Annotated in this window: 7 protein-coding genes; 2 read left to right on the top strand and 5 right to left on the bottom strand. The window is 72.1% G+C overall.

The window, feature by feature from the left end:
- Nucleotides 1-49: 49 nt before the first annotated feature.
- The 4 genes from ACWGL3_RS03280 to sbnB all read right to left on the bottom strand — a co-directional run bounded on the left by ACWGL3_RS03280 (nt 50) and on the right by sbnB (nt 6,563).
- Nucleotides 50-1,561, bottom strand: coding sequence for an ABC transporter substrate-binding protein (locus ACWGL3_RS03280; protein ID WP_452460754.1), 1,512 nt, complete (start codon nt 1,559-1,561; stop codon nt 50-52).
- A 1,119-nt stretch (nt 1,562-2,680) separates the two neighbouring features.
- Entirely contained in the window at nt 2,681-3,097 is a 417-nt protein-coding gene (locus ACWGL3_RS03275; protein ID WP_452460753.1) for a hypothetical protein, read from the bottom strand.
- Between the two features lie 791 nt (nt 3,098-3,888).
- Nucleotides 3,889-5,493, bottom strand: a complete 1,605-nt coding sequence (locus ACWGL3_RS03270; protein ID WP_452460752.1) for an amino acid adenylation domain-containing protein — start codon at nt 5,491-5,493, stop codon at nt 3,889-3,891.
- Nucleotides 5,490-6,563, bottom strand: coding sequence for a 2,3-diaminopropionate biosynthesis protein SbnB (gene sbnB / locus ACWGL3_RS03265; RefSeq protein ID WP_267944966.1), 1,074 nt, complete (start codon nt 6,561-6,563; stop codon nt 5,490-5,492). The genes ACWGL3_RS03270 and sbnB overlap by 4 nt, the downstream gene beginning before the upstream one ends.
- 421 nt (nt 6,564-6,984) lie before the next feature.
- Here sbnB and ACWGL3_RS03260 point away from each other — a divergent pair, with 421 nt between their 5' ends.
- A complete protein-coding gene (locus tag ACWGL3_RS03260) occupies nt 6,985-8,700 on the top strand; it encodes an ABC transporter ATP-binding protein (RefSeq protein WP_267944967.1) in 1,716 nt (571 codons plus the stop codon).
- Nucleotides 8,697-10,442 carry an ABC transporter ATP-binding protein gene (locus ACWGL3_RS03255; protein ID WP_267944968.1) on the top strand — a complete coding sequence of 582 codons (1,746 nt, stop codon included), beginning with the start codon at nt 8,697-8,699 and terminating at the stop codon, nt 10,440-10,442. Before ACWGL3_RS03260 ends, ACWGL3_RS03255 begins: the two co-directional genes overlap by 4 nt.
- Before the next feature lie 156 nt (nt 10,443-10,598).
- On the opposite strand, the gene ACWGL3_RS03250 is transcribed toward ACWGL3_RS03255, so the two are convergent.
- Nucleotides 10,599-11,213, bottom strand: coding sequence for an SMI1/KNR4 family protein (locus ACWGL3_RS03250; protein WP_267944969.1), 615 nt, complete (start codon nt 11,211-11,213; stop codon nt 10,599-10,601).
- Nucleotides 11,214-11,293: the final 80 nt, after the last annotated feature.

Here is an 11,293-nt window from a genome sequence, read left to right as displayed (position 1 = left end):
CCCGCGGTGCGGGGGCGGGGGGCCGCGGGGGCGGTCACGGGGCGGGTCATCAGCCGGAGACCTCGACCCGCTCGATGAACAGGCGGTTGAATCCGGGCCCGGTGGGCAGGCCGCTCACGCCGGAACCCGCCAGGTCGATGCCGTCCCCGGTGCCCCAGACCACGTAGCCGCCGTCGTCGGCGACGCGCTGCTGCAGGTCGGCGAGCATCGCGTGGCGGTCGCCCTCGTCCTCGGTGGCCAGGGCCTCGGCGAAGTCGGCGTCCCACTCGGGGACGTCCCAGCCCGTCTCGTTGGTGGGGCCGTCGGAGAGCAGGGCCATCCGGGCGTAGTCCACGAACCCGTTCCCGCCCAGGCTGTTGAGGTAGAAGGGTTCGACGTTCCACACCTCGGCCCAGTAGGTGTCGGGAGCGCCCACCTCGATCCGGACCTCGATGCCCGCCTCGGCGAGCTGTTCGGCGGCCAGGGTCGCGGTCTCCTCCATGCCGGGGTAGGAGTTGGTGGCGTGCAGGGTGAGCTCGACGCCGTCCGTGTGGCCCGCCTCCTCCAGCAGTTCGCGGGCCCGGTCCAGGTCGCGCTCCACGGGTGCGGCGTCGGGGGCGAAGGGCTCCTGGGAGTTCAGGATGTCCGCGCCGGTCTCCCCGTAGCCGAGGAAGACCGTCTCGACGAGCTGCTCGCGGTCCAGGGCGAGCTTGACCGCCTCACGGACGCCCGGGTCGTCGAAGGGCTCGGTGTCGAGGTCCATGACCAGCGGGTAGTTCACACCGGCGGGCCGGGTGCTCACCTGGACCGCGTCGTCCGACTCGTACTGCTGCGCACTGGCGGGGGACACGCTGCCCGCGACGTCCGCCTGTCCGGAGGCCACCGCCTCGGCACGCGCGGCCGGGTCGGGCATGGCGCTGATCTGGAGGGTCTCGAAGTCGGCGGCACCGCCCCACCAGTCGTCGTTGCGGGTCAGGACCGCGGTGGTGTCGTCGTGTTCCCCCAGCTGGAACGGTCCGGAGCCGACGACGGGCTCGGTGATGTCGTCGCTGCCCTCGGGGACCACGAAGGTCAGGGAGGCCAGGGCGATGCCGACCTCGGCGTAGGGCTGGTGGGTGGCCAGTTCCAGGGTGTGCTCGTCCACCACCGAGGAGGACTCCAGGTCGAACACCGACAGGCGTCCGTTGTTCTCGGCGCCCTTGCCCTGGATCCGGTTCAGGGAGAACAGGACGTCGTCGGCGGTCACGGGCTCTCCGTCGGAGAAGACGGCGTCATCGCGCAGGGCGACGGTCCACAGGTCGAGGTCCTCCCCCGCCGGATCCCAGGACAGGGCCAGGCGCGGCTGGACCACGCCGTCCTCGTCGGTCACGGTCAGCACGTCGTAGAGCATGGCGAAGCGCAGGTAGTCGGACTCGTTGCCGACGCGCCCGTGCGGGTCGTGGGTGGTCGCCGCCGGGGCTCCGACCGCCGCGTAGCGCAGGGTGGGGCCGTCGGCGGAGGCCTGCTCGTCCTCACCTCCACCGCAGGCGGTGGCCGCCAGGAGCACCGCGAGGGCGCCCGCGGGCAGGAATCGTCGTCTCATCGTTCGGCCTTTCTCGGGATGGGCCGCAGTCGGCACGGCCCCAGTAGGTGGCTCCCGGCACGGGGCCGGGAGGGTTTGCGGGTGGGGTGGTCACGGCGGCTGAGGGGCGCCGGCGGGCCGGTCGCGGGGGCGCGGACACCGGTGCGTCCGAGCGGACCTCCGGTGCGCGGGCGGAAGCAGCGCGGTGGGCGGGGGCGTCCTTGGGGGCGGGCCTCTCCTTCCCCGGTGCGCGTGCCTCGGCGGGGCGTCACGGACAACGCGGACGGGCGCCGGCGGGCCGGCCGATCCGCGCGTCACCGCTCGTGTGCCGGATCCTCTTCACGGCCCCGGCGGGTTCGGCGCTCCCCGTGCTCTCCTGCGCCTCACCGCAGCTCCGGCAGGAGAGGTGGCGGCGCTCGGACGATCCAGGTCATGCGGGATCTCCCGGCAGCGCAGGGAGCGGGCGCCGCCACCGAGGGCCTTGAACGCGGCCATGGCGTATCCGGGCGTCCTGGGTATGCCGGTCGGCTGCCCGGTCGGGGATCGCCAGGGGCGGGAGGTGAGCGCCGCATCGGCTTCGCCCTACGTACACGGGGTGGACTCCTGGGGGAGCGCGAGTCGCGTGAATGAAAATGATTATCAGTACCGTAGCACGCGCGAGTCCGCTTTGCCCGAATCACTCCCGCCCCACCCACAACGGGCCGAGCCCCTGCGGCCACGGGGGCGATGACCGCCCCCGCGGCCCCAGGGGCTCGGGAAGGGAACCTCCGACGCGCATCGCACCGGCCGCCGGCCCGCACGCGGCGGGGCCCTGGGGGGCCGGCCGCCGACCCGGTCGAACGGGGTGGGGGGCGGCCTTCGGGGGCAGCACACCCGGCCGGGTCGGTGGACCGCGAATGCGTCCACCTCGAACAGCACCGCAGGTAGCACGAGCGAAGCGACCCCCGGCAGCGTCTGGGCGGGAGGACTCCCCTTCCGAAGCGCGCTGACGCGCGCCCAGGACGGCCGGGTGGTCGGCGTCCGCAGCCGACGACTCCGAACTCGGGGGCAGAGGCCTCGGCTCCGTGGAACTCGGCCCGGCGGGCCCTGGACGATCAGCACGGGCCCCAGGGCCACATGCACATCAATGCCGAATCGACTTCATTCCGTCAAACGGGGATACTGCAGGAAGGAAGACCCAAGAAAGTATCCTTCTTCAGTATAAGGAAGGACGATCTCTCCCTCCACCATTTTGACCAACAGCTCACAGATACCGCCACGGAACTGCCACCAGAGGTCACCATTCCCCAGCACCACCGTCCAGTCCGCGACATCGGGGTCGAAGAAAAAATAAAGGCTCTCTCCGATTACTTCACCCACCAGGAACACATTGTACGGTTCCCGGCACAGTATCCATGAGATATCGACCTTGCGAGAATCATCCACGAAACGGAAATACGGCGCATCATCGGCGAGATAGTAGACAGGATAGTTCCCCTCTTCTATCGCCCTCCTGGGGTCCTGCCTCCCGAAACAATCGACAGTAATCAGAAGACAGGCGTCCTCGATGGTGGACACCACACCGCCATAAGCCTGCATCAGGGCAACGCAGTCACGGGGAAGCGCTCTTCCGAGAACTCGCTCCAGCGGCTCCGGATCGAAACATCACCTGAGCACTCGACACCCCGAGCATCCGACTCATCTCTTCGAAGTGATCTTTACTCAAACCATCTCACCCCAACGCAGGGAACACCCGTGCGCCCGACCGGCTCAAACCCATCGGCGGGGCCGAGGAAGAAGGAATGCCGACCGGTCGGAACGGCCGACCGCCCCCGGAGCCCGCAGACCCGGAACGCAGTTCCAACACAACCGATCAAGGATGAAAGTAGCAGGAGGTGAGAATGTCCCCACAAGGCCTCACGGCGAATTTCCATGCCCTGTTGCCGACATGAGATCCGGGGCTCACGACAGCCGCACCGTTTCAGCTGACACCTAGCCCCATTCTCGGCACTGGGCGTGACGGCCGGTCGACGAAGGTCGCTCCGAGCCGGTACGGAGAATCCGGGCTCGCCTCTTCCACCCCAGCAGTCCCGACGAGGCCGAACCGGCCGTCCGCCGACTCGCCGGTGAACTGCTGCAAAGGTGGTGCCGCCATGACCGTTCCGGACGAGCGTGGTGACGGCCGCCGAGGAGGACGCCCCCGATGTGGACCGGACCGCCCCCGCCAGCTGCGCGCACTACGGGGTCCGCCTCCCGGGACCCCGCCCCCGGCGACCGGGGACCGGCACGGGGCGCCCCTCCCCCGCGCGAAGGGGCCGGGGAGGGGCGGGCGGCGGGTCCCGCGCGGTCCTCCCCGGCCCCGGGCCGGATCAGCCCTCGCCCGGGGGCTCCCTGCGCGCGAGCGCCCGGTGGTCCACCTTCCCGTTGGGGGTCAGCGGCATCTCCTCCAGCCGGTCCCAGCTCCGCGGGACCAGGCTCGCGGGCAGCGCCGAGCGCAGGAACGCCTCCAGCTCACCGGCCCCGACCTCGGTGCCGGGCACGTAGTGCGCGGTGAGGACCGGCTGCCTCCCCTCCTCCTGCCTCAGCGTGACCGCGCAGAGCTTCACCGAGCCGTGCCGGCTGAGCACCGCCTCGATCTCGTCGAGCTCCATGCGCACGCCCGCGACCTTCACCTGGCGGTCGACGCGGCCCAGGTAGTGGACTCCGTCGCCGTCGATCCTCCCCAGGTCGCCGGTGCGGTACAGGCGGCCCGTCGGGGAGTCCGGGTCGAACACGTCGCGGAAGAACGCGGAGAGGGTCGCGTCGCGGTCGCCGAGGTAGCCCAGTCCGACCGGGACGCCTCCGACGAAGAGCTCGCCGGCCTGTCCGGGGCCGGCCGCGGACCAGGTGTCCTCCTCGCTGTCGTGGACGAGGCAGTAGATCTTCGCGTTGCCGATGGGGCGGCCGACGGGCAGGCGAGCCCCGGCCGTGTCCTGCGGCGACACCACGTGGTGGGTCACATCGTCCGAGCACTCGGTGGGCCCGTAGGCGTTGAGCAGCCCGGCATGCGGAAGGGCGGCCAGGGCGCGCTCCGCCAGGCTGGGCTTGAGCTCCTCGCCGGTGGAGATGAGCCAGCGCAGGGCGGGGAGCACCTCACCGCCCCCCTTGCGCGCGATGTCGTCGAGCAGGGTCCCGATGGCGGTGGGCACCAGTTCCACGACGGTCGCCTCGTGCCGCAGGAGCAGCCGGTGCAGCCGGGGCGGGTAGAGGACGTCGTTGTCGGAGGCGACCACGACCGTGGCCCCGACCATGAGCGGGGCCAGCATCTGCCAGATCGAGATGTCGAAGACCAGCGGCGCGGTGAACACGACCCGGCTGTCCTCGGTGATGTCCAGGTCCGCGACCTTGGCCCACAGGTGGTTGAGCATGCCCGGCCGGGCGACCACCGCGCCCTTGGGCCGGCCCGTCGTCCCCGAGGTGTAGATGACGTAGCGGGGCTCCTCCCCCGCCGGGGCCTCCAGCGGGCCTCCTCCCCCGCCGGCGGTCCTCTCGACCACCGGGGGCTGCTCGTCCCCGGCCGTGTACTCCACGGCCAGGGCGCTGGAGCTCAGCCGCAGCACCTCGTCGATGCGCGCCCGGGGCCACCCCGGGTCGACGGGGAGGTAGACCGCGCCCAGGCTCTCCAGTGCCAGGAACAGCACGATGGTCCGCGCGGACCGGGGGCCCAGGCAGGCGACGACGTCTCCCGCCCCGCACCCCGACGCCTCCAGGCGGGCGCGCATCCGCTCCACGCGCCGGACCAGGTCCGCGTAGCCGATCTCGGCCCCGGCGCCGACGACGGCCCGCCGGTCGGGGCTCTTGCGCGCCCACGCGTTCACGCGGTCGAGCACGGTGCCGGTGGTGTCGGCGTCGACGGGGTTTGCCAGTGCGGGCGCCGGCCCCCGTCCCGCGTAGGGGAGGTCGGCCAGGTGCGGCAGCCGGGGGGACGCGGTCACAGCGCACCCCCGTTCCGGGCGGCGCGCACCCGGTCCGGGCGCCGGTGCCGGTCGGTGTCGTAGAAGAAGTCCTCGACCGTCGTCGCCCCGCCGTCCTCGGCGGCCCTCCTGTGGACGTAGTCGCCGACCACCAGGTCCAGGACCCCGAGGCCGAAGGGGGAGAAGACCACCGGGCGCCCGGGCTCGGGCCGGAACCGGCCGCTGATCACCTCGGGGAGCGTCGCGTGGACGAAGTCGCGCCGGCCGGTGCGCTGCTCGGCCAGGTGCACCGAGGTGTCCGCCTTGAGCACGTGCTCGACGTCGTCCACGACGTTGGTGCTCGCGAGGACGACCTCCGGGGAGAGGTCGCGCAGGGAGACGTGCAGGACCAGGGGGTTGTGGGAGAACCACGAGGGGTCGGTGACGTGCGGAGAGGCGGCGGTCGTGGCGAACACGACCATGTCGTAGGAGGAGACCAGGTCCCGTGCCGACCCGTGCACCCGCACGCTGCTGCCGGGCGAGGTCTGCTCCACGTGGTCGGCGAATCCTCGCGCGTAGTCCTCGGAGAGGTCGTGGACGCCGATCCGGTCGAAGGCCGGGCCGAGAGCGGCCAGGTACTCGTGGAGGTAGCGCGCGATCAGGCCGGCGCCGAAGAAGCCCACGTTGGTCAGGGGCGCGCGCCCGCGTGCCAGGTGGCGCACCGCGACCGCCGCGGAGGCGGCGGTGCGCACGGCGCTGATGATCGAGCCTTCGAGGCAGGCGTAGGGGTAGCCGGTCGCGGCGTCGTTGAGCAGCAGGACGGCCGAGGCCCGGGGGATGCCGTGTTCGATGTTCTCCGGGTAGCTGGACACCCACTTGATGCCGTCGACGCGCACGTCCCCCCTGACCGCCGCCGGCAGGGCGATGATCCGCGAGGACGGCTTGTCCGGGAACCTCAGGAAGTACGAGGGCGGGTTCGTGGTCTCGCCTGAGCCGTGCAGCAGGTAGGCCTGCTCCACGAGGTCGGTCAGCTCCTGTTGCCGTCCCGCGAGGACATCGTGGACGGTGGCCCCCGATATGACGGTGAACGGTGGAATCGACTGTGTTCCCATGGCTGCTCCCGGTACCTGTCCGTTTGTACGACGCGAGGGGAAACGGAGTTCGTCCGCGGCGGTTCCGGGGTCACGCCGTGCTCGGCCCGGATCACCGCTGCGGACTTCGAAACCCTTGTGGTCTGAAGGGAAGAAAGTGCTTACCAAGGGCGGAGTGTACCGTGGGCGACCTTCCTCCGGGGGTTTTCCCTTTGCACAAAACAGACTGCCTGTTCTCGGTGGCTCCGTTGGCGGAAAACCAGGTCGGGCACCCGGTGAACGGCGGCAGAACGGGCCATTGTGGCACCCGGTACCGGAGTGCGGCGGATACAACCGCCCCTCCGGAGACCATTACGGCAAACGCTTTTACCATACGGGTAAATGCGCGTCAATACCAGGCAGGAAACTATCCCTGCCGGGGCAAACGCAGTAAGGTGGCCCGGTGGTCGACACATTTACCCCTCCCTCCCCCGGGAACACAGCCACCCCTGTCCGGTATCTGCTGTGGCTGGTCCTCAGCCAGAAATCCCGGATCGCCGCGGGCGCCACCCTCGGAAGCCTGTGGATGCTGGGTCTGACCCTGCCCCCCTACGTGCTCTCCCGGGCGATCGACGACGGGCTGAGCGCGGGCGACACGGGGGCCCTGTCGCTCTGGGTGGCCGTCCTGTTCGGCGTCGGCGTGCTCAACGCCGCGCTGGGGATCGCGCGGCACCGGACGATGACCAAGATCCGCATGGACGCCTCGTTCCGGACCGTTCGCGCCACGGTCCGCCACTCCACCCGCCTGGGCGCGACGCTGCCGCGCCGGGTCTCCAGCGGCGAGGTCGCCTCCATCGGGATCGCCGACGTCCAGGTCATCGCCCAGTCCCTGACCGTGACCGGCCCCGGGTTCGGCGCCGTGGTGGCCTACATCGTCATCGCCGCGCTCCTGCTGTCGATCTCCCCGCTGCTCGCCGTCGTCGTCCTCGCCGGTGTGCCGATGCTCGCGATCACGGTCGGCCCCCTGCTCCACCGGCTCCTGGGGATCGGCTCCGCCTACCGGGAGATGCAGGGCGCCCTCACCGCACGCCTGGTGGACGTGGTGACCGGCCTGCGCGTCCTCAACGGGCTCGGCGGCAAGGACGCGTTCGCGCGCCACTTCCACCGCGAGTCCCGGGAGCTGCGGGACAAGGGGTACCGGATCGGCGGCGTCACCAGCTGGGTGGGCGCCCTGGGCGTGGGCCTGCCCGCCCTGTTCCTGGCCGTCGTCACCTGGCTCGCGGCCAGGATGGCGGCGAGCGGCGCCATCAGCATCGGCGACCTCGTCGCCGTGTACGGGTACGTCGCCGTCCTGGTGGTCCCCGTCGCGTTCTTCATCGAGGGCGGCACGGACATCACACGGGCCCTGGTCTGCGCGCGCAGGGTGATCCGGTTCCTCAACCTCGAACCGGAGCACGCGGACGACGGCGCCACAGCGCGGCCGCCGGCGCCGGGAGCGGAGCTGTACGACCCCGCGTCGGGCGTGCGCGTCGGCCCGGGGGTCCTGACCGCGCTGGCCGGCGCCCGGCCGTCGGACGCCGAGGAGATCATGGACCGCCTCGGCCGGTTCACCGCCTCCGACGCCGAATGGGGCGGGGCCCCGTTGCGCGAGGCGCCCCTGGACGCGGTGCGCGAGCGCATCCTCCTGGCGGACAACGACGCCGACTTCTTCTCCGGGAGCATCCGCGACGTCGTCGCCGGGGCCGGGGAGCCCGACGACGAGGCCGTCCGTGCGGTGCTGCACACGGCCGTGGCCACCGACATCGTCGACGCCATGGCCGACGGCCTCGACTCGGTGGTGAACGCGCGGGGCCACAACCTCTCGGGGGGCCAGCTCCAGCGCCTGCGGCTGGCCCGGGCCCTGTACACCGAGCCCGAGGTCCTGCTCGCGGTCGAGCCCACCTCGGCCGTGGACTCCCTCACCGAGGCCGCGATGGCGGCGCGCCTGCGACAGGCCCGCGCGGGCACGACCACGGTCGTCTCCACCACCTCGCCGCTCGTCCTGGACCAGGCGGACGCGGTGGTCTACCTCGTCGACGGGCGGGCGGCGGCCACGGGCACACACCACGGACTACTGCGCACCGAACCCGGATACCGGGCCCTGGTGTCGCGCGACGCAGAGTGGGAGCCGCTCCGATGACCGCAGTGCTGCCCGTCGCGGGCCGAGCGCACGTGCGCCGTGCCGCCGTGCGCGAGATCCGCGCCGACCGGTGGACGTTCGCCCTGATGCTGGCGCTCAACGTGCTGGCCGCCCTCGCCGCGCTCATCGCCCCCTGGCTCGTGGGGCTGATCGTGGACACCGTCCAGCGGTCCCCCGGTCCGGCCGCGGTGGCCTCCGTGGACCGCACGGCGCTGGCGATCGTCGTCGTGACGGTCGTGCACATCCTGCTGGCGCGCTACTCCCTCTACGTCGGCTACAGGTTCGGCGAGGGCGCCGCCGCACGCATCCGCGAGCGCTTCCTGGAGCGCACGCTGGCCCTGCCGGCCGCCACGGTCGAGCACACGGCCACCGGCGACCTGGCCGCGCGCGGCACCTCGGACGTCACCAGGGTCGCATCGGCCCTGCGCAACGCGATCCCGGAGGTGTTCGTCGCCCTGACGCAGGGGCTGTTCCTCATCGGTGCGGTGCTGTTCATCGACCCGGTTCTGGGGGCCTGCGGACTGGCCACCCTGGTCACCATCGTGGTCGCCCTGCGCTGGTACCTGCGCCGGGCGCGGACGGCCTACCTCGCCGAGGGCGCCTCCGGTTCGGACCTCGCCGAGGTCCTCACCAGCACCGCGAGCGGCGCCAGGACCGTGGAGGCCCTGCGCCTGCAGGAACGCCGGATCGCCGCGGCGGAGACCGCGATCGAGACGGCCCGCGGGGCGCGGCTGCGCACCCTGTGGCTGCGCACCGTCCTCTTCCCGTCCGTGGACGTCTCCGCCGTCCTGCCGCTGGTGGGCGTGCTGCTGATCGGCGGCGTGTTCTACCAGAACGGGTCGGTCTCCCTGGGGACGGTCGTGACCGCGGCCCTGTACCTGCGCCAGCTCTCCGTGCCGCTGGACACGATCATGCTGTGGGTCGAGGAGCTGCAGGCGAGCGGCGCCTCCTTCGCCCGCGTGGAGGGGCTGGCCGCGGCGCCCGCGGCCGAGCGGCCCACCTCCGCCGAACCGGCCGACGACCGCATCCTGGTCAGGGACGTCCGCTACGCCTACGACCACCGCGGGGACGTGCTGCACGGGCTGGACCTGACGGTGCAGCCGGGGGAACGGCTCGCCGTGGTCGGCCCCTCGGGCGCCGGGAAGTCCACGCTGGGCAGGCTCCTGGCGGGGCTGGACAGGCCGCGGACGGGGGAGGTCACCGTGGGAGGCGTCCCCGTGGCGGACCTGGCGCCGGAGCTGCTGCGCCGCCAGGTGGTGCTGCTGACCCAGGACCACCACGTCTTCCGGGACACGCTGCGGCACAACCTGCTCCTGGCCAGGGCCGGGGCGACCGACGCGGAGCTGCACGCCGCCCTGGACACGGTCTCGGCCGACTGGGCCCGGGAGCTGCCCGAGGGGCTGGACACCGTGCTCAGCCCCGACACGCACAAGCTCAACGGGGGCCAGGCGCAGCAGCTCTCCCTCGCACGGGTGGTGCTCGCCGACCCCCACACCCTGATCCTGGACGAGGCCACCGCCCTGCTGGACCCCGCCACGGCGCGCAACACCGAACGGGCGCTCGCGGCGGTCCTCGAGGGGCGCTCGGTCATCGCGATCGCCCACCGGCTGCAGACCGCGCACGACGCGGAGCGCATCGCCGTGATGGACGAGGGCCGGATCATCGAGCTCGGCAGCCACGGCGAGCTCCTCGCCCGGGGCGGGACGTACGCGAACCTGTGGAGGTCCTGGCACGGGGACTAGACCGTGACTCCACACGGTCACCGCTGGTGGATCACGGTGTCGTGAGACGTCGCCGTGGACTGTCGGATGCGGAGCGCGGGGGTCCGTCCGGTCGCCGCCGCCCGGGTCGCCGCGGGGACGGGAGCGGCCGGACGGCCGCCTCGAGGCCGTGTCCTCCTATCCGCCCATGCTCGTGTACCCGGAGTCGAACAGCGCGGAGAAGCGGGGGTACTTCGTCGGGTCGCCGTACTTCGGCGCGAACTCGTAGGCGGCCCACTCGCCGTCCGGCCCGACGTCGGCCGGATCGAGCAGCCAGAAGTCCTCGCCCCGGGCGACCTCGAGGGACCGGCTGAACAGCTGCACGAGATCCTCGTTGCCGGGTATCGAGTCGTAGATCGCGGTCACGCGGCTGCCGGCATCGCCGTCCCGCATCCACGAGACGCGGCCGCACGGATGGACGCCTTCTCCCACCCAGGCGCCCCCGACCCTCGTCCACCCGTCGCTGGCCAGGTAGAACCCCCTGAGGCTCGGTGGGAACCGCACCCCGAGCCGCTCCTCGGACTCCACCAGGGCCTCTTCCCGGGCCGGTGCCTCACCCAGCCACAGGTCGACACGCCCCCCGCCGTCCAGGACCTCCAGCTGATCCTCGTCCAGCAGATCGACCAGCTCTTCGCCGTCGGCCTCGTTCCTCAGGTACGCATCGCCGTACCGCTTCAGGTAGCCCCGCCACTCCGCCGGCGTGGTCGGAGCGGCGGCAGCCGCCTTCTCTTCGGGTCCAGTCGTCTCGCTCATGCCGCCCAGGGTGCCAGGCGGTCACGACAACGCCGACGGCTGCCGACCGCACGGCGGTCCCGGCGGGCGGGGCCGGGGGC

This window comes from Nocardiopsis sp. NPDC055824, assembly GCF_053616335.1.
The sequence above is the reverse complement of the archived record's forward strand: the minus strand, read 5'-3'. Positions and strand labels throughout refer to the sequence as shown.